The sequence below is a fragment of the Sphingomonas sp. Sph1(2015) genome (assembly GCF_001970915.1).
Classification (GTDB): Bacteria; Pseudomonadota; Alphaproteobacteria; order Sphingomonadales; family Sphingomonadaceae; genus Sphingomonas; species Sphingomonas parapaucimobilis.
The window spans coordinates 182,133-208,821 of the sequence record NZ_MQUI01000001.1; the positions used below are offsets into that span (position 1 = coordinate 182,133).

Annotated in this window: 25 protein-coding genes and 1 pseudogene; 10 read left to right on the plus strand and 16 right to left on the minus strand. The window is 65.5% G+C overall.

Annotated elements, in window-relative coordinates; all coding sequences use genetic code 11:
• Window positions 1-13: 13 nt before the first annotated feature.
• Window positions 14-1,981, minus strand: a complete 1,968-nt coding sequence (locus BSZ14_RS00780) for a CocE/NonD family hydrolase (RefSeq protein WP_076709269.1) — start codon at window positions 1,979-1,981, stop codon at window positions 14-16.
• Window positions 1,982-2,191: 210 nt separating this feature from the next.
• On the opposite strand from BSZ14_RS00780, the gene BSZ14_RS00785 reads away from it, so the two are divergent.
• Complete coding sequence (locus tag BSZ14_RS00785; RefSeq protein WP_076709270.1) at window positions 2,192-2,899, plus strand: FadR/GntR family transcriptional regulator; 708 nt, start codon at window positions 2,192-2,194, stop codon at window positions 2,897-2,899.
• Between the two features lie 13 nt (window positions 2,900-2,912).
• Here BSZ14_RS00785 and BSZ14_RS00790 read toward each other — a convergent pair whose 3' ends face one another.
• From BSZ14_RS00790 to BSZ14_RS00805, 4 genes are all read right to left on the minus strand, one after another.
• On the minus strand, window positions 2,913-4,745 hold the full coding sequence (locus BSZ14_RS00790; RefSeq protein ID WP_158069147.1) for an FUSC family protein: 1,833 nt from the start codon (window positions 4,743-4,745) through the stop codon (window positions 2,913-2,915).
• Between the two features lie 41 nt (window positions 4,746-4,786).
• A complete protein-coding gene (locus tag BSZ14_RS00795; RefSeq protein ID WP_139330240.1) occupies window positions 4,787-5,026 on the minus strand; it encodes a hypothetical protein in 240 nt (79 codons plus the stop codon).
• A gap of 94 nt (window positions 5,027-5,120) precedes the next feature.
• The gene (locus BSZ14_RS00800) at window positions 5,121-7,361 is read right to left on the minus strand and encodes an alpha-galactosidase (RefSeq protein ID WP_083748016.1); all 2,241 of its coding nucleotides are present in this window, start codon (window positions 7,359-7,361) and stop codon (window positions 5,121-5,123) included.
• 75 nt (window positions 7,362-7,436) lie between these two features.
• Window positions 7,437-8,687: an NAD(P)/FAD-dependent oxidoreductase gene (locus BSZ14_RS00805; protein ID WP_076709273.1), complete on the minus strand. Its 1,251-nt coding sequence runs from the start codon at window positions 8,685-8,687 to the stop codon at window positions 7,437-7,439.
• Between the two features lie 142 nt (window positions 8,688-8,829).
• Here BSZ14_RS00805 and BSZ14_RS00810 point away from each other — a divergent pair, with 142 nt between their 5' ends.
• Window positions 8,830-9,045 carry a DUF4170 domain-containing protein gene (locus tag BSZ14_RS00810; protein ID WP_042483471.1) on the plus strand — a complete coding sequence of 72 codons (216 nt, stop codon included), beginning with the start codon at window positions 8,830-8,832 and terminating at the stop codon, window positions 9,043-9,045.
• A 204-nt stretch (window positions 9,046-9,249) separates the two neighbouring features.
• Here the strand turns inward: BSZ14_RS00810 and BSZ14_RS00815 are convergent, their stop codons facing one another.
• The 5 genes from BSZ14_RS00815 to carA form a co-directional block, all read right to left on the minus strand.
• Window positions 9,250-9,888 carry a rhomboid family intramembrane serine protease gene (locus BSZ14_RS00815; protein WP_076709275.1) on the minus strand — a complete coding sequence of 213 codons (639 nt, stop codon included), beginning with the start codon at window positions 9,886-9,888 and terminating at the stop codon, window positions 9,250-9,252.
• A gap of 4 nt (window positions 9,889-9,892) precedes the next feature.
• On the minus strand, window positions 9,893-10,369 hold the full coding sequence (gene greA / locus BSZ14_RS00820) for a transcription elongation factor GreA (protein ID WP_042483476.1): 477 nt from the start codon (window positions 10,367-10,369) through the stop codon (window positions 9,893-9,895).
• Window positions 10,370-10,463: 94 nt separating this feature from the next.
• Window positions 10,464-13,796: a carbamoyl-phosphate synthase large subunit gene (carB, locus tag BSZ14_RS00825; RefSeq protein WP_076709276.1), complete on the minus strand. Its 3,333-nt coding sequence runs from the start codon at window positions 13,794-13,796 to the stop codon at window positions 10,464-10,466.
• On the minus strand, window positions 13,796-14,623 hold the full coding sequence (locus tag BSZ14_RS00830; RefSeq protein WP_076709278.1) for a hypothetical protein: 828 nt from the start codon (window positions 14,621-14,623) through the stop codon (window positions 13,796-13,798). Before BSZ14_RS00830 ends, carB begins: the two co-directional genes overlap by 1 nt.
• On the minus strand, window positions 14,623-15,801 hold the full coding sequence (carA, locus tag BSZ14_RS00835) for a glutamine-hydrolyzing carbamoyl-phosphate synthase small subunit (protein WP_076709279.1): 1,179 nt from the start codon (window positions 15,799-15,801) through the stop codon (window positions 14,623-14,625). The genes BSZ14_RS00830 and carA overlap by 1 nt, the downstream gene beginning before the upstream one ends.
• Before the next feature lie 140 nt (window positions 15,802-15,941).
• Here carA and BSZ14_RS00840 point away from each other — a divergent pair, with 140 nt between their 5' ends.
• The 7 genes from BSZ14_RS00840 (at window position 15,942) to BSZ14_RS00870 (ending at window position 23,042) form a co-directional block, all read left to right on the plus strand.
• Window positions 15,942-16,394 (plus strand): GatB/YqeY domain-containing protein, encoded by a 453-nt coding sequence (locus tag BSZ14_RS00840; protein ID WP_042483483.1) that lies wholly within the window; start codon window positions 15,942-15,944, stop codon window positions 16,392-16,394.
• Window positions 16,395-16,638: 244 nt separating this feature from the next.
• A complete protein-coding gene (locus BSZ14_RS19945) occupies window positions 16,639-16,953 on the plus strand; it encodes an endonuclease domain-containing protein (RefSeq protein ID WP_241823582.1) in 315 nt (104 codons plus the stop codon).
• Window positions 16,954-17,104: 151 nt separating this feature from the next.
• The gene (dnaG, locus tag BSZ14_RS00850; protein WP_076709281.1) at window positions 17,105-18,952 is read left to right on the plus strand and encodes a DNA primase; all 1,848 of its coding nucleotides are present in this window, start codon (window positions 17,105-17,107) and stop codon (window positions 18,950-18,952) included.
• Window positions 18,953-19,094: 142 nt separating this feature from the next.
• Window positions 19,095-21,122: an RNA polymerase sigma factor RpoD gene (rpoD, locus tag BSZ14_RS00855; protein WP_076709282.1), complete on the plus strand. Its 2,028-nt coding sequence runs from the start codon at window positions 19,095-19,097 to the stop codon at window positions 21,120-21,122.
• Window positions 21,123-21,259: 137 nt separating this feature from the next.
• Window positions 21,260-21,862, plus strand: coding sequence for a hypothetical protein (locus BSZ14_RS00860; RefSeq protein ID WP_076709284.1), 603 nt, complete (start codon window positions 21,260-21,262; stop codon window positions 21,860-21,862).
• A gap of 240 nt (window positions 21,863-22,102) precedes the next feature.
• Entirely contained in the window at window positions 22,103-22,369 is a 267-nt protein-coding gene (locus BSZ14_RS00865; RefSeq protein ID WP_076709285.1) for a hypothetical protein, read from the plus strand.
• A 31-nt stretch (window positions 22,370-22,400) separates the two neighbouring features.
• Window positions 22,401-23,042 (plus strand): peptidylprolyl isomerase, encoded by a 642-nt coding sequence (locus BSZ14_RS00870; protein ID WP_076709287.1) that lies wholly within the window; start codon window positions 22,401-22,403, stop codon window positions 23,040-23,042.
• A 262-nt stretch (window positions 23,043-23,304) separates the two neighbouring features.
• On the opposite strand, the gene rplS is transcribed toward BSZ14_RS00870, so the two are convergent.
• From rplS to BSZ14_RS00890, 4 genes and pseudogenes are all read right to left on the minus strand, one after another.
• Window positions 23,305-23,697 (minus strand): 50S ribosomal protein L19, encoded by a 393-nt coding sequence (rplS, locus tag BSZ14_RS00875; RefSeq protein ID WP_042483560.1) that lies wholly within the window; start codon window positions 23,695-23,697, stop codon window positions 23,305-23,307.
• 15 nt (window positions 23,698-23,712) lie between these two features.
• Window positions 23,713-24,428 (minus strand): annotated as a pseudogene (trmD, locus tag BSZ14_RS00880) (tRNA (guanosine(37)-N1)-methyltransferase TrmD); the annotation flags it as partial.
• The gene (locus tag BSZ14_RS00885; RefSeq protein ID WP_042483563.1) at window positions 24,425-24,808 is read right to left on the minus strand and encodes a type II toxin-antitoxin system VapC family toxin; all 384 of its coding nucleotides are present in this window, start codon (window positions 24,806-24,808) and stop codon (window positions 24,425-24,427) included. The pseudogene trmD and the gene BSZ14_RS00885, both read right to left, overlap by 4 nt.
• Window positions 24,801-25,073 (minus strand): AbrB/MazE/SpoVT family DNA-binding domain-containing protein, encoded by a 273-nt coding sequence (locus BSZ14_RS00890; protein WP_076709288.1) that lies wholly within the window; start codon window positions 25,071-25,073, stop codon window positions 24,801-24,803. The genes BSZ14_RS00885 and BSZ14_RS00890 overlap by 8 nt, the downstream gene beginning before the upstream one ends.
• A gap of 85 nt (window positions 25,074-25,158) precedes the next feature.
• Between BSZ14_RS00890 and BSZ14_RS00895 the strand changes: the two genes are divergently transcribed.
• On the plus strand, window positions 25,159-26,067 hold the full coding sequence (locus BSZ14_RS00895) for an NAD(P)/FAD-dependent oxidoreductase (protein WP_076709290.1): 909 nt from the start codon (window positions 25,159-25,161) through the stop codon (window positions 26,065-26,067).
• On the opposite strand, the gene rimM is transcribed toward BSZ14_RS00895, so the two are convergent.
• Together rimM and BSZ14_RS19810 are read right to left on the minus strand one after the other, a co-directional pair.
• Entirely contained in the window at window positions 26,057-26,551 is a 495-nt protein-coding gene (gene rimM / locus BSZ14_RS00900) for a ribosome maturation factor RimM (RefSeq protein WP_076709291.1), read from the minus strand. The two genes, BSZ14_RS00895 and rimM, sit on opposite strands and share 11 nt — an antisense overlap.
• Window positions 26,523-26,663: a hypothetical protein gene (locus tag BSZ14_RS19810; protein ID WP_167334667.1), complete on the minus strand. Its 141-nt coding sequence runs from the start codon at window positions 26,661-26,663 to the stop codon at window positions 26,523-26,525. Before BSZ14_RS19810 ends, rimM begins: the two co-directional genes overlap by 29 nt.
• Window positions 26,664-26,689 lie beyond the last annotated feature (26 nt).

Consider the following 26,689-nt stretch of genomic DNA (forward strand, 5'->3'; position numbering starts at 1 on the left):
CCGCCCGCACGGGTCAGCGCGCCGCCACCGCCGACTGGTCGAGCGGCACGACCGGCAGCCAGACGCGGCTGGCATTGGCGCCGCCGCGCTCCAGCGTGATCGTCGCCTTCTTGTAGTCGCCCGCCTTGGCCGTGAAGATATTGGGCACGAAGGTCTGCGGATTGCGATCGTACAGCGGGAACAGGCTGGACTGGACCTGGACCATGATCCGGTGCCCCGGCTGGAACACATGGTTCACGGTCGGCAGGCGGAACTTGTATTCCTGCACCTTGCCCGCCGGGATGGCCGTGGGATTGGAGAAGCTGTTGCGATAGCGTCCCCGGAAGATGTCGAGGCTGATCGGCAGTTCATAGCCGCCCATCTTTTCATCGATCGCATTTTCCTGCGGGAAGACATCGATGATCTTCACCACGAAATCGCCGTCCGTGCCGGTGGTGCGCGCGAACAGGTCGGCGATCGGCGCGCCGGACACCCGCACCGCCTTGGTCAGGACCGGGGTGGTATAGGTCACGACATCGGTGCGGCCATCGACATGCCGCTGGTCGCTGACCAGCCAGTCGCCCCAGCGGCCGTCACCGAAGTTCACCGGACGCGACAGATGCGGCACCGGATTGGCCGGATCGGAGACATAGGCGTCCGCCCCCGCCCCCGGCTTGTCGAAGCTCAGCCCCTTGTCATTCGCCAGATAGAGCGGGGTCAGCGGCGCGGCGCACCCGCTCTGGCAGGCCAGCGGCCATTGGGTCAGCTTGTCCCAATGATTCTCGCCCGTGTTGTAGATGGCGGCGCTGGGCAGATTCGCCGCCGGACCGTCCTTCAGATACTGGTTGAACAGCGGCAGGACCATGTCCTCGCGGAACTGCTTCGCGGTGTCGCCATTCCACTGGAACGGCCCCAGGCTGGTGCCGGTCCGGTTGATCTGGCTGTGCCGCCACGGCCCCATCACCAGGAAATTGTTGCCCAGCTTGCCCTTGGCCTTCAGCGCTTCCCACGCGGTGATGGTGCCGTACATATCCTCCTGGTCCCACAAGCCCTGTTCCCAGATGGTCGGCACGTTGGAAGGGTTGGCCGCCAGCAGCTTGTCCAGCGCCTGGCCCTGCCAATAGAAGTCATAGGCCGGGTGCTGCACCACGCGCTGCCACATGGGCAGCTGGTCATAGCCGGACTTCTTCGCCCAGTCGTTCGCCGAGCCGTAGCGGAAATTCTCGTAATCGTCATAACCGCCGCTGGGCGGGGCCTTGCCCTCGCCCTTGTAGCCGGTCTGCGATCCGATCCAGCCGATATTGGCAAGGCGGAACGCGCCGTAATGGAACCAGTCATCGCCCATCCAGCCGTCGATCATCGGGCTTTCGGGCGCGGCGACCTTCAGCGCGGGGTGCGGGTGCAGCAACGCCATGACGACGGTAAAGCCCTCATAGGACGACCCGATCATGCCGACGCGGCCATTGGATTCGGGCAGGTTCGCCTTGTTCACCAGCCAGTCGATCGTGTCATAGGCATCGGTGACGTGATCGACCTTCGTCGCGTTCAGCGGGCCGATGACGGGGCGCGTCACGACATAGTCGCCCTCCGAGCCGTATTTGCCGCGGATATCCTGATAGACGCGGATATAGCCCGCCTTGACGAACGCCTCGTCGGCCAGCGGCAGCGCCTCGATCATCTTCGTGCTGTCCGACCGCTTGGCCCGGCCCGCCGCATTATAGGGCGTGCGGGTCAGGACGATCGGGGCGTTCACCGCGCCCTTGGGCACGACGATGACGGTGTAGAGCTTCGTCCCGTCGCGCATCGGGATCATGATCTCGCGCTTGTCGTAATCGCGCTCCGCGACATTGGTCGGCGGCGTGAAGCGGGCGGGGATGTCGCTGACCGTGGAGTCGGTGACGACCTTGACGGGCGACGGGCCGGGCGCGGGTGCCTGTTGCGCGGTGGCGGGCGTCAGGACGGCAATCGCGCTGGCGGCGAGCATAAACGAGCGAAAACGCATGGAAAACGGACCCCCTCTTGGATCGGTGGATGCCCCATCGTGCCGCGACATGGGGTCGGGAGCAACTGGCGCCATTTATGATACATGGTATCATCTGGAGTGCAACCGGGCGACATGTGACGCCTTGCGCTTCCCTTTCGACGCATCGCCCCATAATATGGTCAGACAACAACGGGGTATGGCCCCGCGATCCGGGGAGGACCCTACCGAGTGACGATCCTGAAGCGGCGCGGCCCCGCCCATAGTGCCTTGGCGCGGGACATCGGTGTTGCCATCGTGACCGGCCGCATCCCCACGGGATCGACCCTGCCCGGCGAGGTCGAGATCGCCGAACAGCGCGGCATGTCCCGCTCCGTGGTGCGCGAGGCGCTGCGGATGCTGTCGGCCAAGGGACTGGTGGTCAGCAAGCCCAAGGCGGGCACGCGGGTGCGCGAGCGGCTGGAATGGAATCTGCTCGACCCCGAACTGCTGGCCTGGATGTTCGAGGGCGAGCCGCCCGCCGGTTTCGTCACGAGCCTGTTCCAGCTGCGCCTGATCGTCGAACCCGCCGCCGCCGAGCTGGCCGCCGTCAAGCGCGACACCCGCCAGCTCTCGCGCATGGGCGCGGCGCTGGAGGCGATGGGCGAATATGGCCTGCATACCGAACAGGGGCGCGCCGCCGACCAGCAGTTCCACAACATCATCCTGGAGGCGACGGGCAACGAGCTGCTGATCAGCCTGTCGGGCAGCATCGGCGCGGCGGTCCGCTGGACCACGCTCTACAAGCACCGCAGCGCCAAACTTCCCCGCGACTCCATGCCCGAGCACCGCCACCTGTTCGCCGCCATCGCGGAGGCCGACGCCGCCGCCGCCCGCGCGGCGACCATCGTGCTGGTCGAACAGGCCCGCGAGGATACGGAACGCGCATTGGCGCGGTGATCTCCCCCTTCCCTTACATCCCCAGCTTCGCGTGCCATGCCATCGCGGCGCGACCCGCCAGGTTCCGCATGTCCTGCAACGCCGCCAGATCGGATCGGCGGTGGCTCAGCCGGTGCAGCCAGCCGCCCAGATCATGCGCTGCAATCTCCGCCTCGACGCTGGCGCGCCCGGCGGCGCGGCGCGCGGCCTCGATCGCGGCGAGTGTCTGGCCGCTTTCGACCGCCTGACCGTAAAGCCGGTTGGCAGCAATCCCGTCCGCGATCCGGCGCGGCAGGGGCGGCCCGAAGTCGGGACGGAAGGCAAAGACCGCCAAGAGCGCGGCGATGCTGCCCACGACATTGTCGATCACACGGGCCGAGGCGATCCCGACCCCCGGATGGAGCATGTCCGTCACCAGTACGAACAGCATCGTGAGGAAGATCACGAAGATGGTATAGTTGACCGAGCGCAATGCCATGGTCAGCGCCGTCAGCACCACCGCGACCAGCGCGGGCACCACCGGGCCGCCGCCCAGCAGCGGCAACGCCATCGCCAGGCTTCCGCCCAGCAGGCTCCCGGCGATGCGCTCCAGACAGCGCGCCCATGTCACCCGCACGCCGCCCTGCAGCACCACGATCACCGCCATTGCCGCCCAATAGGGATAGCCGAGACCGAAAACGGCGGCGGCGTAATAGACCATGACCAGCCCGCCCGCCTGACGCAGGCCCTGCTGGACCTTGACCACCGGCGTGGCCACGTCCGCACCGGCGTCCACCGTGATGGCGGTCGGATCGCCCTTGCCGTCCCGCGCGCACAACCGGGTCAGGGCGGCCTCGAATGCGGCCGCGCAGCCGCGGAACACATCCTCCGTCAGTTCGCCCCGGATATGCCGCATCGTTGCGCTGGCCTGCTCCAGCGGAGCCGTCGCCTGCGACGGTCGGCGCAGCGACACACGCCAACTCGCCACCGCGCCACGGCAGGCCTCGGCCAGGGCGGCACGCTGCCCGGCGCTACCCCGGCGATCGATACATGCCTGATCGAGCGCCAGCAGCGCGCCGAACATCGTCTCCGCCGCCGCCAGCTCGCGCCGGGCGGCCTGCGCTTGGCCCGGTTCCCCCGGGAAACGGACCAGGACCTCGCGAAAGCGTTCGATCGCCAGGCGCACCGCGCGGCGATGTTCGGCATGGTCACGATGCCAGCGTTCATCGCGATGGGGACGATCGCCCAAACCCGCCAGATAATCGGCCATGTCGAGCAGCCTCGCGCTCACCGCCCGGGTTGCACGGCGCAGCGGGTCGAAGGGATCGATCCGCCAAAGGCCGTTGATCAGCAGATAGCTCCAGGCCGCCCCGGCCAGAAATGCCGCCGACTGCCGGGACGCGGCGGCAAGGTCATGCGGAAAGCCGACCGCGACGACGGCGACGACCGCCAGCAATGTTCCGACCAGCCCGCCAAAGGCCAGCCGCCCGGCCGCCACGGTCACCAGAAAGACGAGCAACGGCCCGACGATCATTCCCCCATGCGGCGCGATCGAGGCCGCCCAGGACCCGACCAGCGCTACCGCCGCGCCGCCGACCACGAAGATGCCGAGCAAACGACGCCGCAGCCTGTCCGGTCCCGGCACGTCGCACAGGCAGGTCCAGAAGGCGGCATAGACCGCCCAGCCCCATTCGCTCCGCCCCGTCGCGAGCGCCAGCATCAGCGGCAGCGCGACCGCCACCGCGCCGCGATATCCCTCCGCGCGATTGAGATGCTCGGGAACCAGGCTGACCGACCGCAACTCCAGCCGACGCCCGAGCATCCGGATCGTCCGGGTCATCCCGTATCGATCGCCCAATTGCCCCTCGACACCGACCCGTTCCGTCACGCGACTCTCCCCTGCCCGCGCCCCATGACGGCCGACCGATCCTAACGCCCCGACCGGGTAGCCGGGTCGTGCTCGACCTGACCCAGATAGTCCCATCGATACCCTTCGAGTGCGCGGTGCATGCACAGGGCGCTGGGACGCACATCAGGTCCGGCGTCGACCTCCGCCGCAGGGATCAGATAGTCGCCATAAGGCAGCTTGCCGGTGCGCGAATAATGGACGCCCAGTGATTTCACATGGCATTTGGCGGCCGCTCGCGCGAGGACCCGATTGGTCAGCAACGGCGTCTCCTTCGGTGTGGACGCGCAGTTCGCCAGAAGCACGCACGCCGTCACGCCCCAACCCGTCCTTCGCATGGTTCTTCCCGCCCCCCGATCAGTTCACCGCCTCGAACACGAACGCGGTTCCCACATAATCCCCCTTCAGCGGCGCACGCAAACCCCGGTTCATCCAGTACGCCCCCGACGCCTGCGCAGGCACGCCCGCGGGCCGCGCCGAGCCGTCGAGCATCCGCACGCTATAGACCCGCGCCGGGTCCAGCCCCTGCGCATGGATCGCGGCGGGGTTGTCGCGCCACATCGACGAATGCAGCATCTGGAACAGCACCGCCTGGCGCTTGTCCTGCCCGACATACATCGTCGCGGACGTCGCATTGTCGCCGGTCGGCGATTCCAGCCGGTAGAGCGAACCGCGCTGCACGGTCTCGCGGATGGTCTTGTAGGCCGCGACCCATTTGCGCGCGGTGGCGAAGTCCGCGTCCGCCCATTTGTCGAGGTTCGCGCCGATCCCCAGCCCGCCCTGCATCGATGACAGGAAACGATAGTCCAGGCTGGTCACGCGCGTATTCGCCCAATTCGGGCTGTCCGTAACCCAGGCCATCATGACCGCGACCGGATAGGCGCGCGTGAAGCCGTCCTGGATGGTCAACCGGTCGGCCGGATCGGTATTGTCCGAGGGCCAGACTTCATCGGTCAGCCCGATGATCCCCAAGTCCACCCGACCGCCGCCACCCGAACACGCCTCGATCTCCAGCTTGGGGTGGCGCCGCCGCAGCTCGGAGAGGATGTAATAGAGGTTGCGGACATATTCCACATAGACACGCTGCTGGTCGGCGACCGGCTGCTCGGGCCAGCCCGCCTCGGTCCAGTTGCGGTTATAGTCCCACTTCAGGAAGACGATGTCATTCTCGCTGACCAGCTTGTCGAGCACGGCCAGCAGATGATCGCGGACATCGGTCCGCGCGAGGTTGAGGACCAGCTGGTTGCGCCCCTCGGTCCGCGGCCGGTCGGGGAAGTTCAGCACCCAGTCGGGATGCGCGCGGTAGAGGTCGCTGTCGACATTGACCATCTCGGGTTCGACCCACAGGCCGAAATCCATGCCCAACCCCTTCACCCGGTCGATCAGGGGTTTCAGGCCGTTCGGGAATTTGGTCGGATTGACTGTCCAGTCGCCCAGGCCCGCCTTGTCGTTGTTTCGCGCGCCGAACCAGCCGTCATCGACCACGAAACGCTCTACGCCGATCTTCGCCGCCTTTTCGGCCAGCGCCATCTGCCCCGCCTCGGTCACATCGAAGGCGGTCGCCTCCCAGCTGTTATAGAGGACCGGGCGCAACCGCGCCTTGGTGCCGTGCGGCAGGATGTGGGCGACCTCGAACTGGTGGAAGGTGCGCGACGCCCCGCCCAGCCCGTCGCCCGAATAGCCTGCATAGAAGACCGGCGTGTCCAGCGTCTCGCCCGGCTTCAGCGTCCACGAGAAGTCATAGGGGTTATAGCCGCCCGCGATCCGCACCCGGCCCAGATTGTCCGACGCCACACTGATGCGGAACGACCCCGACCAGGCGAGCGCGCCATACCAGACGGGACCATGCTCCTCGCTGGTCAGCCCTTCGCGGCCGATCGCGAACCAGGGGTTGTTGCCATGGCCGGTCGAGCCGCGACGGCTCTCCAGAACGGTAGCGGCGGCCTCGATCGGGACCGTCTTCTGCGTCCATTCGGCGGCGTGGCGGCCGGTCAGGTAATGGAGCCGGTAATCGTCGCCGACCGGCAGCGAGAGGACCGCCGCCGCCAGCTGGTCGACGCGCACCGGCCGGGCATCGCCGTTGCGCACCCTGGCGGAGCGGGCGACGATGCCGGTCGCGGGGTCGATCGTGTAGGTCAGCGTGACGAACAGCGGACGGCGGATATCGGCCAGTTCGACGGTCAGCGTCTCGCCGCTCACCTTGTGGCTGCGGTATTTGAGGACCAGATCGCGATTGCCGTCGGCGAACAGCGCCTTGACGCCCGGTTCGCTGACCAGCCCCTCGCCCTGCCCCGGATATTCCTGAAGCGTCACCGAACCGGCGGGATCGAAGCCGGACAGCTCGCCCGGTGCCTTCAGAACGATCGGGTCGCCCGTCTTGACCGGATCGCCCGAGATCAGCGGATCGCCCGCCGCCAGCGCGGATCCCCAGTAGAGCGGCTGAAGATAGCCCTTCTCGTCCACCCCCATGGCATAGGTGACCCCGCCGCCATCGAGGCGGAACACCTTCGCACCCGCTGGAGCCGTCACCTTCGCCGAGACGGGCGCCGCCAGCGCAACCAGACCCACACCTGCCAGAATCGCGTTCCGCCAGCGCATCAAACCCCTCCTGCAAACCTTTGCATTAAGTCTGACATAGCGTAGGGCTGTGATGCAAGCGCTTGTTTTGAAAGCTCAAGAGATGGGTAGCGGCCAGAGTGTCTTGAGCGGACGGCCAGCGTCGGCCAGCGCCTCGACCGGCACGGTGGCGCCATCGGCCACCAACGCCTTGCCCTGCACGAAGTCGCGCATCGCGTTGACGCAGTCGAGCGCGATCACCCGCCCCTGTCGCAGATAGACCACCGAGAAGCTGCGCGTGGCCGGGTCGCCCCGCAGGATGGCCTGGTCATGCCCGGTCGACAGGCCGACCGTCTGCAGTTTCAGGTCATACTGGTTCGACCAGAACCAGGGCACTGCATGATAGGCGACCTCGCGCCCCATGATCGTGCGCGCCGCTACCGTCGCCTGGTCATGCGCATTCTGCACCGACTCCAGCCGGATGACCGCGCCGTCGGCAAAGGCGTTGGCATGGGCCGCGCAATCACCGACCGCATAGATATGGGGCAGACTGGTGCGCCCCTGCGCATCGACGGTGACGCAATTGCCGCTTGCCGCTCCGGCCGCCATCAACGGCTCGACGGCGGGTATGATGCCGATGCCGACGATCGCCATCTGCGCAGGCAGCACCGTGCCATCAGCCAGTCGAACGCCGCTGACGCGCCCCTCGCCCTCGATACACGCAACGCTCTCGTTGAGCCGCACCGTCACACCATGCGCGCGGTGTTCCGCCTCGTAGAAGCGCGACAGCGCCGCGCCCGCGACGCGCGCCAGCACGCGGTCCTGCGCCTCGATGATGGTGACGGCCTTGCCGAACTTGCTCAGCACGGCCGCTGCCTCCAGCCCGATATAACCGCCGCCGATCACCACCACCTCTTGCACCGCAGGCAGTTCGGCGATCAGCCGGTCGACATCGGCACGGGTGCGAACGGAATGCACGCCGGTCAGGTCATGACCACCACAGTCCAGCCGCCGGGCATGGCCGCCCGCCGCCCAGATCAGCGTACCATAGTCGATCACGATACCCGCCGCCATGGTCAGGCACCGTGCCTCGGCATCGACCGCGACGACCCGCTCGCCCAGCCGCAGCGTGATTGCGCGGTCTTCCCAGAACCGCTCGGGGCGGATCAGGATACGCTCGAACGGCTTGTCCCCGGCCAGATATTCCTTGGACAGCGGCGGGCGTTCATAGGGCGGCCAGGCCTCTTCGCCGATCATCGCGATCGTGCCCTCGAATCCTTCCTGGCGCAGCGCGATGGCGGCCTGCGCGCCGGCATGGCCGGTGCCGACGATAACGATGTCGTAAGAGGGATTGTGCATATCGGTCATGGCCTATCCCCTAGGATGGATCGACGGCCGGTGCCAATGACCATGCCCCCATGACGATGACAAAGCGTTGCCTTCGCGAAAGAGCGTCTTCAATCGCGGCGCAGTTGCCGCTAGGGGAAAGCGCAAATCCTCAGGAGACACCATGAGCAAGCTGCACCTCGTGTTCGGCGGCCGCGTCAGCGATCCGCAGACCCTTGATTTCGTCGATCCCGCCGGTCTGGAAGTGGTCGGCGTGTTCCCCGATTATGCCAGCGCCGAAAAGGCCTGGCGCGCCGCCGCGCAGCGCACCGTCGACGATGCCGAGATGAAGTTCGTGGTGGTGCATCTGCACCGCCTGCTGGAACCGAAGCTCGATTGATGTGCGGCTTAGGGCGAAGTTGGGGGCATAGCCTTCGACTTCGCTCAGGCTGAACGGGCGTTGGGATTACAGTCCCGCCACACGTCCCTCACTCCGTTCGCACTGAGCGAAGTCGAAGTGGATGGGAAGACGGCCGATACCGGGCGAGGCTGGAGCGTGGCCTTCAACTTACCTGAGGCGGAACGGGGCGGGATTCCCCTCTCGTCAAGCGTTGCGATAGCGCCACAGCAGCAGCGGCTTGGCAAAAACCAGCCCGGCGATGAACCCGCCGATATGCGCGGCGACCGCGATCGCGCCCATCCCCATACCGGCATAGCCCAGCAGCAGCTGGATGCCGATCCACCCCGCGGCCAGCCACAGGACATGGGTGAACTCTGCCGACAGTCCGGCAATGCCCTTTGTCGCACGCCGCCGCCCGAACAGCAGCGCATAGGCCCCGACGATGGCCGAGATCGCACCGCTGGCGCCGATCATCGGCATGGGCGACGCGGGATCGGGAAAATATTGCGCCATCGCGGCGGCATAGGCGCCCACCACGTACAGCACGGCGATCCCGCGCGGCCCCAGCGCGCGTTCGGTCTGCGCGCCGCAATAGACCAGCATCACCAGATTGAAGGCGATATGCGCGAACCCGCCATGGATCAGCGTCGCGCTCAGCGGGGTCAGCAGCGTCGGCACCGCAAAGCCGAAATCGGGCGGCAGCACCGCGCCCTCGAAACGCAGCGGGATGAAGCCGCCCGCGACCGCCGCATCCGGCACCATGCCGGTCAGGATAAGGATCAGCGACACGGCCGCCGTGACGACCGCGATGGCCGTCGTGGCCCGTGCCGCTGCCCAATTCATCGGATCAGATGAACTCGATCTTGCTGACGACGTAATAACGGTCGCCCGACGGCACCGTCACCTCGACCTCTTCGTCCAGCTTGCGCCCGATCAGCGCGCGGCCCAGCGGCGAGTTATAGCTGATCCGGCCGGTCTTGGCGTCCGCCTCGGTCTGGCCGACGATCTGGTACTTGACCGGCTTGTCGTCCTCGTCGAGCAGCGTGACGGTCGCGCCGAACACGATCTTGTCGCCCGACAGATCCTTCGGGTCGATGATCTGCGCACGGCTCAGCTTGTCCTCGATGTCGGCGATCGTCGCCTCCACCTGACCCTGCCGTTCCTTGGCCGCATGATATTCGGCGTTTTCGGACAGGTCGCCGTGCGCCCGTGCTTCCTCGATCGCGTCGACGATCAGCGGCCGCTCTTCTTTCAGACGCCGCAGGTCCTGGGTGAGCTTGTCATAGCCCTCCTGGAGCATCGGCATCTTTTCGACGGTCGCCATATTCCTAGTCCCCAATTCTTACGCATTCCCGGTACGGACCGCCCTCCCAAACCGGGAGGGCAGCCCGCCAGCACATCATGTTCTCATGTCGGGATCAGTTGTGCGAACGCGAATAGTAGGATTGCAGGGGACGTACTTCAAGACCACGGGTCGCCGACGCCGCAATCGCCTTCGCCGCCTCGACGCTGGCGGGCGCCGTGGTGAAGTACGGAATCTTCTGGCCAAGCGCGGCTTCGCGGATCGGCTTGGAGTCCTTCAGGCTCTGCCACCCCTCGGTCGTGTTGAAGATCAGGGTGATGCCGCCGTCCTTGATCCGGTCGACGATATGTGGACGGCCTTGCGCCACCTTGTTGATCTTCTCGACCTTGACGCCAGCGCGGTCGAGATAATCGGCGGTGCCCCCCGTGGCGACGATGGCGAAGCCCGCCTCGGCCAGCATCCGGGCGGCGGGAACGACCTGTTCCTTGTCGCCGTCCTTGACGCTGATGAACACCGCGCCCTCGGTCGGCAGGACGGTGCCCGCCCCCAGCTGCGACTTCGCAAACGCCGTGGTGAAGTCGGGGTCGATGCCCATGACCTCACCGGTCGACTTCATCTCCGGCGACAGGACCGGATCGACGCCGGGGAAGCGCGCGAAGGGGAAGACCGCTTCCTTGACCGCATAATAATCGATGTGACGATCGATCTGGGGCAGGTCGGCCAGCTTCTCGCCCGCCATGACGCGCGCGGCGATCTTGGCGATGGGCGTGCCGATCGCCTTGGCGACGAAGGGCACCGTGCGGCTGGCGCGCGGATTGACCTCGATGAGGTAGACCGTGCCGTCCTTCACCGCGAACTGGATGTTCATCAGGCCGCGCACGTTCAGGCCGCGCGCGAGCGCCTCGGTCTGACGCTCGATCTCGGCGATGATCTCGGCCGACAGGCTGTAGGGCGGCAGCGAGCAGGCGGAGTCGCCCGAGTGAACACCCGCTTCCTCGATGTGCTGGAGCACACCCGCCACGACGACCTGATCGCCGTCGCAGATCGCGTCCACGTCCACCTCGATGGCATCACGCAGATACTGGTCGATCAGCACCGGCGCGTCGCCCGACACCTGCACCGCCGTCTGGATATAATCCTCCAGCTGCTGCGGCCCGTCGACGATCTCCATGGCGCGGCCGCCCAGCACGAAGCTGGGGCGCATCAGCACCGGATAGCCGACGCGCTCGGCGACGATCAGCGCTTCCTCGCGGCTGCGCGCAATGCCGTTCTTGGGCTGGTGCAGCTTCAGCTTGTCGACCAGGGCGGCGAACTGCTCGCGGTCCTCGGCCAGGTCGATGGCATCGGGGCTGGTGCCGAGGATCGGGATACCCGCCGATTCCAGCGCGCGGGCGAGGTTCAGCGGGGTCTGGCCGCCGAACTGGACGATCACGCCGACCAGCTCGCCCTTCGACTTCTCGACGTCGAGAATGGCCAGCACGTCCTCGGCGGTCAGCGGCTCGAAATAGAGCCGGTCCGAAGTGTCATAGTCGGTGCTGACCGTTTCCGGGTTGCAGTTGACCATGATCGTCTCATAGCCCGCATCCGCCAGCGAGAAGCAGGCGTGGCAGCAGCAATAGTCGAACTCGATGCCCTGCCCGATCCGGTTCGGACCGCCGCCCAGGATGACGATCTTCTTGCGGTCGCTCGGCACCGCCTCGTCCTCGGGCTCGCCGAAGGTCGGGGCCTCGTAGGTCGAGTACATGTACGGCGTCTTGGCGTCGAACTCGGCGGCGCAGGTGTCGATCCGCTTGAAGACCGGACGCACGCCCAGCTTCTGGCGATGCTCGCGTACCTCCTGCTCGGTCACGCCGCCGGTCATCATCTTGACGACCTCGTGGATCAGGCCCGAGCCGCGGGCGATGCCGCGATCCATGCCGCGCAAATTCGCCGATTGCAGCGCCAGCCAGGCCAGCCGCTTGTCGGAGAAGCCCATTGCCTTCAGGCGACGCATTCCCGCCGCATCCTGCGGCAGGCCGTTCTGCATGACCTCGGCCTCGGCCGCGACGATCTCGGCGATCCGTTCCAGGAACCAGGGATCGTATTTGGCGATCGCATGGACCTCGGCGACGGTGAAGCCTTCGCGCAGCGCCTGGGCGGCGACCAGTAGCCGGTCGGGGGTCGCCTTAGCGAGCGCCGCCTCGATCTCGGCGCGCGGGGCGCCCGCCAGATGCTCGACATTGTTGAAGCCGCTCAGGCCCGTCTCCAAGCCGCGCAACGCCTTCTGCATCGATTCATGGATGTTGCGACCGATCGCCATCACCTCGCCGACCGACTTCATCGCGGTCGAGAGAATAGGCTCCGAGCCCTTGAACTTCTCGAAGGCGAAGCGCGGGATCTTGGTGACGACATAGTCGATGGTCGGCTCGAACGAGGCCGGGGTCGCGCCGGTGATGTCGTTCTCGATCTCGTCCAGCGTATAGCCGACCGCCAGCTTGGCCGCGACCTTGGCGATCGGGAAGCCGGTCGCCTTCGACGCCAGCGCCGAGGAGCGCGACACGCGCGGGTTCATCTCGATGACGATCAGGCGGCCGTCCTTCGGATTGACCGCGAACTGCACGTTCGAGCCGCCCGTCTCCACGCCGATCTCACGCAGCACCGCCAGGCTGGCGTTGCGCATGATCTGATATTCCTTGTCGGTCAGGGTCAGCGCGGGCGCGACGGTGATCGAGTCGCCGGTATGGACGCCCATCGGATCGATATTCTCGATCGAGCAGATGATGATGGAGTTGTCGTTGCGATCGCGCACGACCTCCATCTCATATTCCTTCCAACCGAGGAGCGATTCCTCGATCAGCACCTCGGTCGTCGGCGAGGCGTCGAGCCCGGCGCGGACGATCGCGATGAACTCCTCGCGATTATACGCGACGCCGCCGCCGGTGCCGCCGAGGGTAAAGCTGGGGCGGATGATCGCGGGCAGGCCGACCTTCTCGAGGCCCTCCAGCGCTTCCTTCTCGGAATGCGCGATCGCCGAGCGGGCCGATTCCAGCCCGATCTTCTCCATCGCGACCTTGAACTTCTGACGGTCCTCGGCCTTGTCGATCGCCTCGGCATCGGCGCCGATCATCTGGACGCCGAACTTCTCCAGCGTGCCGTCATGGAACAGCGCCAGCGCGGTGTTCAGCGCGGTCTGGCCACCCATGGTCGGCAGGACCGCGTCGGGGCGCTCCTTCTCGATGATCTTGGCGACGACGGCGGGCGTGATCGGCTCGACATAGGTCGCGTCGGCCAACTCGGGATCGGTCATGATCGTCGCCGGGTTCGAATTGACCAGGACGATGCGATAGCCCTCTTCCTTCAGGGCCTTGATCGCCTGCGTGCCCGAATAGTCGAACTCGCACGCCTGACCGATGACGATCGGACCAGCGCCGATGACGAGGATGGAGGAGATGTCGGTGCGTTTTGGCATTATCCATCAATTCCAATATGCTTAGCAAGCGCCGCGATAAGAGCCGAAGCAAGCCCACCAATGGCTTCCCGTTCATAACGCTTCGCTAGAAATTTGAGAGTTTCTATGAGGGTAAGCTCAAGAAAATAAAGCCTGAACGTACCCGCCCTGATTAATTCTCGCCCCGCCTTTAACTGACCAAGAATAATTTCTCTTAAGCCCGGATCGCCATCAATCTGATTTTGAGCCGCAACCTCATCAATTATTTCGCCAGTCTTCTTTTCTAGTTCAGAGACCTGATTATCGGAAAAAGATACAATCCTATCCGAGCCTGGCGCAACCTCCGCTTCGACCAATGATCCAAAGGCAGATTCGGAAGGAACACCGTCCTCTTCAACCTTTCGCCGAAGCCCGTCGATTGCACGCTTCAGCCAACCGGAACCAAGCTCGTGATAATCTTCGAACAGCTCATGTTTCAAAAGCGCGGAGGCGTTCGGATAATCTGATGGCCTTGCCATGACAGCGAGAGGTCCATCCTCTTCCTCGGCCTTCGCCTCTTCCTCCCTTGCCCTTCGAATGAATTCAGCAAAACCTTTGCTTTTTATTTTTACAAACGTTCCCGAAAAATCGTCATCGGTCACTCGAATCAATTTACAGTCTGCCATAGCCCTGATGACCTTCCCAAGCAGATCATCAGAGATGGCAAAACCAACAGCTAACTGAGCTCGAGATTTTAATTGCTCGAGATCGCCGCTAAACTCGCCTTGAACTGCGGTTAGCCAGTCGCTGTCCTCTTGCAGATCGGCGATTAGCGCGAGTGCAATATAGTCAGCGACAGCCCGAGGCATTAAAGCGACCCCACAAACCGCTCGAACAGATAGAAGCTGTCCTGCGGCCCCGGCGAGGCTTCGGGGTGGTACTGGACCGAGAAGGCCGGACGGTCGGTCAGTTCCAGACCCGCATTCGACCCGTCGAACAGCGACACATGCGTCTCGCGCGCATTGGCGGGCAGCGTCTCACGCTCGACCGCAAAGCCGTGGTTCATGCTGGTGATCTCGACCAGGCCGTCGGACAGGCGCTTGACCGGGTGGTTCGCGCCGCGGTGGCCCTGGTGCATCTTGCTGGTCTTGGCGCCGACCGCCAGACCCAGGAGCTGGTGGCCCAGGCAGATGCCGAACAGCGGCTTGCCGGTATCGAGCAGCTGGCGGATCACCGGCACGGCATATTCGCCCGTCGCCGCCGGATCGCCGGGGCCGTTGGACAGGAAGATGCCGTCGGGGTTCAGCGCCATCACATCCTCATAGGACGCGGTGGCAGGAACCACCGACACCTTCGCGCCTGCCTGAACCAGGTTGCGGAAGATGTTGTGCTTGCTGCCATAATCGATCGCGACGACATGCGGGCGATCCTCGCCCTCGGCACCGGCATAACCGAAGCCCAGCCGCCACAGGCCGCCTTCACGCGTCTCGCCCCAGCCATAATGCAGCTCGGTCGACACGCCCTTGGCGAGGTCCATGCCCTCCAGACCCGGCCAGGCGCGCGCCTTTTCGAGCAGTGCGGCGATGTCGAACTCGCCGGCAGACGAATGCGCGATCACGCCGTTCGGTGCCCCTGCCGCACGGATACGGCGGGTCAGCGCGCGGGTGTCGATGCCCGCCAGGCCGATGCGGTTGTGCCGCGCCATCCATCCGGCCAGGTTCTCCATCGCGCGGAAGTTGGACGGGGCCGTCGGGTCCTCGCGGACGATCATGCCCAGCGCGTGCGGCGCGTCCGCCTCGATATCGTCGGGGTTCGCGCCGACATTGCCGATATGCGGGAAGGTGAAGGTGATGATCTGGCCCGCGAAGGACGGGTCGGTCATGATCTCCTGATAGCCGGTCATCGCGGTGTGGAAGCACACCTCTCCGACGGCATCACCCTCGACGCCGAAACCGCGCCCCCATAACACGTCTCCGCTTGCCAGAACGAGAACGCCCGTGGCGCCTTCAGGCTTTTCGGGCATGGCGAATGGCTTGGCGTCGGCCATGATCGGCGGGCACTCCTGCTAAAATGTCTGCAATGTCGCTAAGTGGCGTCCGCTAGGGCCATCGGGCGTTCGCGTCAACCGGTTCACGGAATTGGTTCCATCGGCTATCGTCCCCGCCTTTCAGACAAGACGGAAAAAACATGATTCGCGACGACATCAAGGCCGCGCAGCTGGCCGCCATGAAAGCGGGCGACAAGGAAAGCCGCGCGGCGATCAGCCTGATCCAGGCCGCCATCAAGAACCGCGACATCGAACTCCGCACCGGCGAAGCCCCCGCCGATGACGACATGGTCGTGATCGAAGTGCTGCAGAAGATGGTCAAGCAGCGCCGCGAATCGATCGCCATGTACGAACAGGGTGGCCGCCAGGAACTGGCCGACGCGGAGAAGGCCGAGGTCACGGTGATCGAACGCTTCCTGCCGCAAACGCTGACCGAGGACGAGACCAAGGCCGCGATCGAGGCGATCAAGGTTGAGATCGGGGCGAGCGGCATGAAGGACATGGGCCGCGTCATGGCGGAGTTGAAGGCGCGGCATGCGGCGGTGCTGGATATGAGCAAGGCGAGCGGGTTGGTGAAGGCGGCGTTGGCGTAGTTCAGGATGGGGAGTGGGGCTGGTGGATCGTTCTGATCGGAAACGTGGTCCCCTCCCCCAACCCCTCCCGCCTGCGGGAGGGGAGCCTGGCACGCCTGGGGGCGAGGGATGCCCGCCGCCCAATGCGCTTCCCCTCCCGCAGGCGGGAGGGGACCGAGGGGAGGGTCCCCGGCCCTTCCGCGAAGACCGACCGACGAGGAAGGCGCGGGAACTCCGCCTCAATCCGACGGATGCGGAACGGCGGTTGTGGCGGGCGCTGTCGAGACGCCAAGTCGCGGGCGCTCGCTTCAACCGGCAAGTGCCGGTCGGCCGGTATATCGCGGACTTCGCCGCGCGCTCCGAAAAGCTGATCGTCGAGGTGGACGGCGGCCAGCATGACGAACGTGCCGCCTATGACGAAGCCCGAACCCGCTATCTCGAAGCGCAAGGCTGGCGCGTTATCCGTTTCTGGAACAACGACGTCCTGCAAAATCTGGAAGGCGTTGTCGCGACCATCGAGCGCGCGCTTGCGGAAAAGCCCTCCCCCAGCCCCTCCCGCCTGCGGGAGGGGGGCCTGTAGCGCTCCGGGGAAAGGGCTGCGCTCCACCCCACGCGCATCCCCTCCCGCAGGCGGGAGGGGACCGAGGGGAAGGCCGTCCCGGACCATTCGCACCCTCCGCCCCTTGCCAAAAACCCCCTCTTCCGCTACCCATTATAATCGCGAGGACGCCATGAGCCTGACCCCGCAATTCCTTGACGAGCTTCGCGCTCGCACCAGTCTGTCGGCGCTGATCGGCAAGTCGGTGAAGCTGCAAAAGGCGGGCCGGGAATATAAGGGCTGCTGCCCTTTCCATAATGAAAAGACGCCCAGCTTCTACGTCAATGACGACAAGGGCTTTTACCATTGTTTCGGCTGTTCGGCGCATGGCGATGCCATTCGCTGGATGACCGACCAGCGTGGCCTGCCCTTTATCGATGCGGTCAAGGAACTGGCGCAGGTTGCCGGGCTGGACATGCCCGAGCAGGACCGCCGTGCCGCGCAGAAAGCGGAGCGCGCCAAGGGGCTGCACGACGCGATGGCCGATGCCGCCGCATGGTTCTCCGAACAGCTGGGCGGCCTGTCGGGCGGCGACGCACGCGAACTCCTGACCCGCCGCCGGGTCACGCCGGAAACGGCGCGCACCTTCGGCCTGGGCTTCGCGCCCGACAGCCGGGGAAAGCTCAAGGCCGCGCTCAAGGACTATGGCGACCCGGCGCTGATCGAGTGCGGGCTGCTCATCAAGGTCGACGGCAAGGACCCGTATGACCGCTTCCGCGGCCGGTTGATGATCCCGATCCGCGACGCGCGCGGCCGGGTGATCGCGTTCGGCGGCCGGATCATCGGCGACGGCGAGCCCAAATATCTGAACTCGCCCGACACCCCGCTCTTCGACAAGGGGCGCACGCTCTACAATCTCGACCGCGCCGCGCCCGCCGTGCGCAAATCCGGCCGCGTGCTGGTGGTCGAGGGTTATATGGACGTGATCGCCCTCGCCCAGGCCGGGATCGCCGAGGCGGTCGCGCCGCTCGGCACCGCGTTGACCGAGCATCAGCTGGAACGGCTTTGGCGGATGGTCGATGTGCCGACGCTCTGCTTCGACGGCGATGCGGCGGGGCAGAAGGCCGCGATCCGCGCCGCGCACCGCGCGCTGCCACTGCTCCAGCCGGGCAAGAGCCTGTCCTTCGTCACCCTGCCGCAGGGCCAGGACCCCGACGACCTGATCCAGGAAAAGGGCGCGGCGGGCTTTGAGGACGTACTCACCCGCGCAACGCCGCTCAGCGACCTGCTCTGGCAATCGGAGATAGCGCAGGCCCAGACCGACACGCCCGAGGGCCGCGCCGCGCTGAAACAGCGGCTGGAGGAACTGGCGCAGCAGATCCCGCACAAGGATCTGGCCTACGAATATAAGCGCGCGATGATGTCGCGCTATTTCGACATTTTCGGCATCCGCCGGGTCAATGCGGCGGCGGTGCATCAGGCGGTGGCGGAGGCCAATCGCCATGTCGGGCGCGGGGTCGAATACAGCCTGAAGCGCGCGGTGCTGCTGGGTCTCATGCGCTATCCGCATGTCCTGTGCCGCTACATGGACGAGATCAGCCGGTTGGACATGGGCGACCGCTATCTCAACGACTGGCGGCACCATCTGCTCGACGCGGCGGTCAACGACCCGCATCTGTCGCGCAAGGATGCGGCCGAGGCGGAAAGCCTGATCGAACAGATCATGGCGACCACCGACGTCCACCCGATCGACGCGCGCGACTATACCCGCGACCTGGCGTTCAGCTTCTTCAGCAAGGCGAGCGATCCAGCGATCGCCGTGCGCGATCTCGAAAAGATCATCGAGGTCATGCTGGAGGAAAGCGAAACGCGCGCGAACCGCGAACGCGCGGTGCAGGCCTTCCAGACCGACATGACCGAGGATCGCTTCGCCGAGCAGACGCGGTGCCATGCCGCGCACGCGCAATCGCGCGACGAGCTCTATCGCTGGCTGGAAGCGGCCCATGAGTTGGCCGACAAGCAAGCCGGGGAGGCCGCTTGATACAGCACCTCTCCCGCCCCATATCCGGGGCATATTGGGCGACCCACGTCCACACTGGAAAATTACGCATGGCCCCCTCACCCGCTTGCATCACCTGCGAGCGGTGTGACAGAGGCCGGGCACGGAACCCTGAGGGCATTTGATGGCGAAGGCGAATATGGCGGCGGACACGACCGATACCACGGAAACGGGCGATGCGCCGCTGATCGACCTGAACGAGGCGTCGATCAAGAAGCTGATCGCGCGCGCCAAGAAGCGCGGCTACATCACGTACGACCAGCTGAACGAAGCGCTGCCGCAGGACCAGATGTCCTCGGACCAGCTCGAGGATATCATGGCCGCCCTGAACGAGATGGGCGTCAATATCGTCGAGAATGAGGAGCAGGGCGAGGACGGCGAGTCCGAGGAAGAGGCCGACGACGCCGAAACCGCGGATGCCGACGCCGATGGCGGTCCGCAGCCCGAGGCCAAGAAGAAGGAAACCGTCGATCGCACCGACGATCCGGTCCGCATGTACCTGCGCGAGATGGGCGCGGTCGAGCTGCTGTCGCGCGAGGGCGAAATCGCCATCGCCAAGCGGATCGAGGCGGGTCGCGACACGATGATCCTGGGGCTGTGCGAAAGCCCGATCACCTTCAACGCGATCATCGACTGGTCGACTGCGCTGAACGAAGGCACGATGCAGTTGCGCGAGATCCTCGATCTCGACGCCATGCTGTCCAAGGACGCCGGCCCGGAAAATCTGGGCGAGGAGGACGAGGACGACAATGGCGAGATCAGCGCCAAGAACGCCGGCCCCCAGTTCAAGGAAGAGGAAGAGCCCGAGGAGCCCTCGGTCGATGACGAGGATGGCGAGGGCGGCGAGCGCCGTGGCCCGCGCGCCGAGGACGAAGAAGAAGACAATACCCTGTCCCTCGCCCAGATGGAGGAGACGCTCAAGCCGCAGGCGCTTGAGAAGTTCGCCAACATCACCGCGATCTACAAGAAATTCTCGAAGATCCAGCAGCAGCGCCTGGAATCCATGGCGCTGGGCGGCGAGCTGTCGGCGGCCGAGGAGCGCAAGTACCACAAGCTGCGCGAAGAGCTGACCGCCGAGGTCGAGAGCGTCCAGTTCCACAACGCCAAGATCGAATTCCTGGTCGACCAGCTCTATGCCTATAACCGCCGCCTGACCGCGCTGGGCGGCCAGATGCTGCGCCTGGCCGAGCGGCACAAGGTCAATCGCAAGGACTTCCTCGACCGCTATCTGGGCCACGAGCTGGACGAGAACTGGCTCGATACCGTGCGCGGCGTGGACAAGAAGTGGGGCAACTTCGCCACCAACGAAGCCGCCACCGTCGACCGCATCCGTAGCGAGATCGCCGACATTTCGCAGCAGACCGGCATGGCGCTGACCGAATTCCGCCGCATCGTGAACATGGTGCAGAAGGGCGAGCGCGAGGCGCGTATCGCCAAGAAGGAAATGGTTGAGGCCAATCTGCGCCTCGTCATCTCGATCGCCAAGAAATACACCAATCGCGGCCTGCAGTTCCTGGACCTCATCCAGGAGGGCAATATCGGCCTGATGAAGGCGGTCGATAAGTTCGAATATCGCCGCGGCTACAAGTTCAGCACCTACGCCACCTGGTGGATTCGCCAGGCGATCACCCGCTCGATCGCCGACCAGGCGCGGACCATCCGTATCCCGGTCCATATGATCGAGACGATCAACAAGCTGGTCCGCACCAGCCGCCAGTTCCTGCACGAGCAGGGCCGCGAGCCGACCCCGGAGGAGATGGCCGAGCGCCTCTCCATGCCGCTGGAGAAGGTGCGCAAGGTGATGAAGATCGCCAAGGAGCCGATCTCCCTCGAAACGCCGATCGGCGACGAGGAAGACAGCCATCTGGGCGACTTCATCGAGGACAAGAACGCGGTCATCCCGGTGGACGCGGCGATCCAGGCGAACCTCAAGGAAACGGTCACCCGCGTCCTCGCCAGCCTGACCCCGCGCGAGGAGCGTGTGCTGCGCATGCGCTTCGGCATCGGCATGAACACAGATCATACGCTGGAAGAGGTCGGCCAGCAGTTCAGCGTGACCCGCGAACGCATCCGCCAGATCGAGGCCAAGGCGCTCCGCAAGCTGAAGCACCCCAGCCGCAGCCGCAAGATGCGCAGCTTCCTCGACCAGTAAGGTCGGGTCGCAAGTATCATCCAAGGGGCCGCCGGTCGCAGGATCGGTGGCCCCTTTGCTTTTGAAGGGCTACGCCTCGGGCAGGATTGAGCTGCGAACAGTGATCGGGCCATCCTCTGAACCGGGGGATATGGGCCATGATCATCGCAGTTTTCCTGTCGACGGCGGAGATCGTGCAGAGCCCTGCCCCGATAGCGCCAACCATACAGGGCGTGGTCGGTGAGGTGATATTGCGCCCGCTGTCGCCGACCCACGCGACGTTGACGATCCGTGCGTCCGAAGGCGAACGCGTCGTCGATATCGCCCTTGCCGTGCTGGCGGACCGTCGCCTCGCCGCCATCTGGCCACAACTGCTGAGATGGACAGGTCCCTCGCTGGTAGGCCGGCGCAATGCCCGGGTCGCGGATGCAAGGGCCGTCTTTGCGAAGGGGCGCACCAAGCAGGCGGAAAGCGCGATCACCTCGATCGTCCGCCCGCGTCTTCGTCCGAATTTCCAACTGGCCGATGCGCTGTTGGCCGCGGGACAGGTCGCAGAGGCGACCCGGTTGATGGAGGACGCCCGCCTCGCCGAACCACAATTGGGCAACTCGTTTTGGTCGATCCATTGGGCGGCGATGTCGCAATGGTTGGCCAAGGCCAGCAACGTTCGTGGCGACCGCCAAGGGGTGCTGGACGTTCTGGAAGCCGCTATCCCGCCACTGGGGAAGGACCTTGCAAAGCTCGATCTCGGTGCTGCTTGACCTGCACCGTCCAGCCAAGGCGCTGGCCGCGATCGATGCGGTCGAAGCGCGCTTCCAGGCACCCGGCGGTCTTTTCGCGGGGGACGTTCGGGTCAAGGGCAGCGATCGCCAGTTCGCCTGGATTCGCGCCTGTGCGCTTCAACAACTGGGCCGGACGGCAGAGGCCAAGGCCGCAGCCGCCCCGCTCTACCCGATCGCCGAGCCGCAGGACGGCCTTTCAGGATCGATCCGACCGCGAAGTTGCGCAAGCAGTTGGGGCTTTGCACGCGCGACGCCGCCCTCATGGCACAAAGCTCTACCGAGATGCTCCGTGACGATCCTTATGGCGGGGAAGCACTGGTGGAGCTGCAACCCGCATTTCGAGGCCGGGGGTATGACGCACGCTTCATGGACGAGGTTCGCCACCATCCGCCGCTCGCTCCCGTCCTCGCCGAACGGCTGAGGGCTTTGGCGGACGATCTGGTGCCTGCACTGAACGGCTGGGGTGCGATGGCTTCGGGTAAATGACATCGGTCGTGGCAGCCGCTAGAATACGGCCATGAAGTATGCGTTGCCGTTTCTCGCCCTGCTGATCGCAGCTGCTCCCGCCACCCAGAATGTCCCCCGCCCCGGCACCATCCGGGTGCAGCTCAACACGTCGGAGGGGCCGATCGTCGTGGCGCTCGACACACGCCGGGCGCCTGCCACCACGAAGAACTTCCTTGCCTATGTCGATGACGGCCGGTTCGACGGCACCAGCTTCTACCGGGCGGCGCGGGACAAGCGCGATCCGAAAAAGGGCTTCGTACAGGGCGGCATCCGCACCGATGCGCGCCGCATCCTGCCCCCCTTCCCGCTGGAGAAGACGACCCAGACCGGGATCAAGCATCTCGACGCCACCATATCGATGGCACGGGGAACGACGCCGTCCTCGGCGGGCGGCAATTTCTTCATCACCGTCGGCCCGACACCCGGCATGGACGCGCGGCCGGGCTATGACGGCTATGCCGCTTTCGGGCGCGTGATCGCAGGGATGGACACGGTGAAGAAGATCCTCGCCAAGCCCTCGGGCGGTGGGCAGGACGCGATGAAGGGGCAGATGATCTTCAAACCCGTCACCCTGATCAACGCCAAGCGACTGGACGGCAAGCTGCAGCCGACCAAGGAACCGCGCATGTGGCTGTATAATTTTGGGGGGTGATCCCACCCTCCTCTGTTCAGCCTGAGCGAAGTCGAAGGCCAAGGGATGGCCTAACCCAACAGGGTCCGGCCCGCTCGCGGTCGCCGCCTGGGCGCGGCCTTCGACTTCGCTCAGGCTGAACGGAGCGCGAGGTGCTCCCTCCCGCAATCGAAATATGCCCCCGCTGAACGGATGTGGGGGCCTTCGTAAAGAAAAAGGGCGGCGGCACCGTCTGGTGCCACCGCCCCTTCCCTGTCGAACCACAAAGGGTCCGCCGCACCGATTACTCGGCGGCTGCGGTGCCCTTGGCCGGACGCGGATCGCGACGCTCGGCGATACGCGCCGACTTGCCGGTGCGACCACGCAGGTAATAGAGCTTCGCACGACGCACGGCGCCGCGACGAACCACTTCGATCGAGTCGACGTTCGGCGAGTAGAGCGGGAAGACGCGCTCCACGCCCTCACCGAAGGAGATCTTGCGAACGGTGAACGACGATCCCATGCCCTTGTTCGAGCGGGCGATGCAGACGCCCTCATAGAACTGGACGCGGGTGCGCTCGCCTTCGACGACCTTCACACCGACCTTCAGCGTGTCGCCGGGGCGGAATTCGGGGATCTTCTTCGTCTCGTTGAACTTGGCGATCTGCTCAGCTTCGATCTGCTGGATCACGTTCATGACTTCATTCCTCAATCGTCGCCGCGCGCCAGAGGGCGACCGACCCGAACGCCCTCATGACGTTCCCAAAGGTCCGGCCGCCTTGACCGTGTATCCTCGCAAGCCCTGGCATGACGCCATTTTGCGATTTTCGCATGATCCCCCGATCGCAGCACTTCAGGGATCGTGCGCCCTTCCCACTCGGCGGGACGGGTATATTGCGGATATTCGAGGAGGCCGCTTTCGAAGCTTTCCTCGACTCCACTGGAAGCCGCGCCCATTACGCCGGGAAGCAGCCGAACGCAAGCGTCGAGCAGCACCAGCGCGCCCATCTCGCCACCCGACAGGATATAGTCGCCGATCGACACCTGTTCGATGCCGCGCGCCTCGAACAGACGTTCGTCGAACCCCTCGAACCGGCCACACAGCACGGTGATGCCCGGCCCCGCCGCCAGCTCGCGCACGCGCGGCTGAGTGAGCGGGCGCCCCCGCGGCGTCATCGCCAGCACGGGCCGGTCGTCGGCGACCGAATCCACCGCCGCGGCCAGCACGTCGGCGCGCAGCACCATGCCCGCCCCGCCGCCCGCAGGCGTATCGTCGACCGAACGATGCTTGTCGGTGGCGAAGTCGCGGATCTGCACCGTCTCCAGCGCCCACCGCTCCTCGCGCAACGCCCTCCCCGCCAGCGAATGGCCCAGCGGTCCGGGAAACATCTCGGGGTAGAGCGTCAATATCGTCGCGCGAAAGGTCACAGCGTCCAGTTCTCGATGGTCAGGCCGGGGATGTCGGCGAAGTCGGCTTCGTTGTTGGTCACCAGCGTCAGGCCCGTCGCCAGGGCATGGGCGCCGATCAGGCGATCGAACCGCCCTCGCTGGAACGGGATTTCCGCATAAGCCGATGCTGCGTGCCGGTCGAACGGCAATATCGGCACCCGATCGAAAAAGCGATCGAACGCCGCCACTGCCTCTGTGCCATGGCGCTCCAGTCCGCGCATGATCTCGGCATAGGTGATCGCAGAGGCCACGGCGCGGCCCGGTTCGCAGGTTGCGAGTCGCTGTGCCGCACGGCCGCCCGCATCGCGAAGGACGTAGATGCAGATATTGGAATCGAGCAGATAGCGCGGCTCAATCACGGCCAAGCATCTTCCCTTCCCAATCCAGCGCGCGTGGTTCCATTTCGAAATCTTCCCGCTCGATTGGCTTCAGCCACGGCATCGACCCGGCGATGCCCGTCAGGTCGATCGTCTTGCGCGGCGCTTCCACCGGCTCGAACACATAGCGCCCCTGCTCTTCCCGCAGGGTCATCTCGGTTCCTTCCGTCAGCCCCAGCGCGGCGGGCAGCCGCAGCGCCAGCGAATTGCCGGAGCGGAAGACCTTTGCCTGATAGACCTTGCTCATAACGCCTCCGTATATACGCCATGTATATACATGGTTCGCGACATGCTGCCAAGGAACGTTGCGGACGCTCGCGCTTTGCCCCGCCATGGACGATTGCATCATCATCGGCGCGGGGCCTGCTGGCTTGACGGCGGCGATCTATCTGGCCCGCTATCATCTGCGCATCCATATGTTCGACAGCGGGTCGAGCCGGGCGGCGATGATCCCGTGTACGCACAATCATGCCGGTTTCCCGGAAGGGATCAGCGGCAAGGCGCTGCTGTCACGCATGCACGACCAGGCGCGCCGTTACGGAGCGCATTGCACGCCGCACCGCGTCACGGCGATCCACCCAGAAGGCGGCCATTTTCGCGTCATGGCCGATGATGCCGAATATCAAACGCGCACCGTCCTGCTCGCCACCGGCGTCGTCAACCATCGCCCCCGCAAGCTGCTGCCCGAAGTCCATGACCCGGCGCTGGAGCGCGGGCTGATCCGCTATTGCCCGGTCTGTGACGGCTATGAAGTCACCGACAAGCGTGTCGGCGTGATCGGCACCAGCGACCATGGGATGCGCGAGGCGCTGTTCCTGCGCGGCTTTACCAGAGACGTGACGCTGATCGCGCCCGATGCCGGGCATGACCTCGATCCCGGCTGCGCCAAGGCACTGGACGAAGCGGGCGTAGCACGCGTGGATGGTCCGTGCGGCGGCTGGGCCATCGAAGGCGAACACATCGCGCTCGACACGGCGAGCGGGCGGATGCGGTTCGACAGCGTCTATCCGGCGATGGGTTCGCGCATCCGGTCCGAACTGGCGGTATCGGCGGGCGCGAAGGCCGACCCGAGCGGATGCCTGGAGGTCGACGACCATCAGCGCACCTCGGTCCCCGGCCTGTTCGCGGCGGGAGATGTGGTGAAGGGGCTGGATCAGATCAGCCACGCCATGGGCGAGGCCGGGGTCGCAGCGACGACGATCCGCAACCTGTTGAGCGAGCAGTCGCCGATCAGGCGATGAAGCTGCGCTCGACGATCAGGCGGTCCTGATCCCATTCGGGCACGGCCTGGGCGTTCATCGGCACCATGAAACGGCGGCCATCGGGGCGCTCGATCTCGAGCACGTCGCCCGCTCCGAAATTCTCGATCAGCGCGACATGGCCCAGTTCTTCGCCATCGCTGGCAATGGCGGACAGGCCGATGATATCGGCATGATAATATTCGCCCTCCTCCAGCGGAGGCAGAGCAGAGCGCGGCACCGTCAACTCCGTACCGCGCAGTGCCTCGGCGGCGTTGCGGTCGGTGACTTCGGCGAAGCGCGCGATGACGCCGTTCGAACCCTCACGCGTCGACTTCAGGGTCAGCGCGCCGTCATTGAACGAGCGATAGTCCGACAGGTCGTCGGCAAAGACCTTCAGCCGAACCTCGCCCGTAATGCCATGCGCGCCGATGATGACGGCCAGCGTGACGTGCGGCTCACCCGCTGGGCGAGTTGCCGTCGCCATCAGGGCTGTCGTCTCCGCCTTCGGCGGGGTCTGGCGCGGAGACGCCTTGGTTGGTCGCGTCGTCATGATCGTCGGGTGCGGTCCGGGGATCGGGTTCGGTCGGCGGGGTCATGCGCATATCTCCTGAAGCCATTGGCC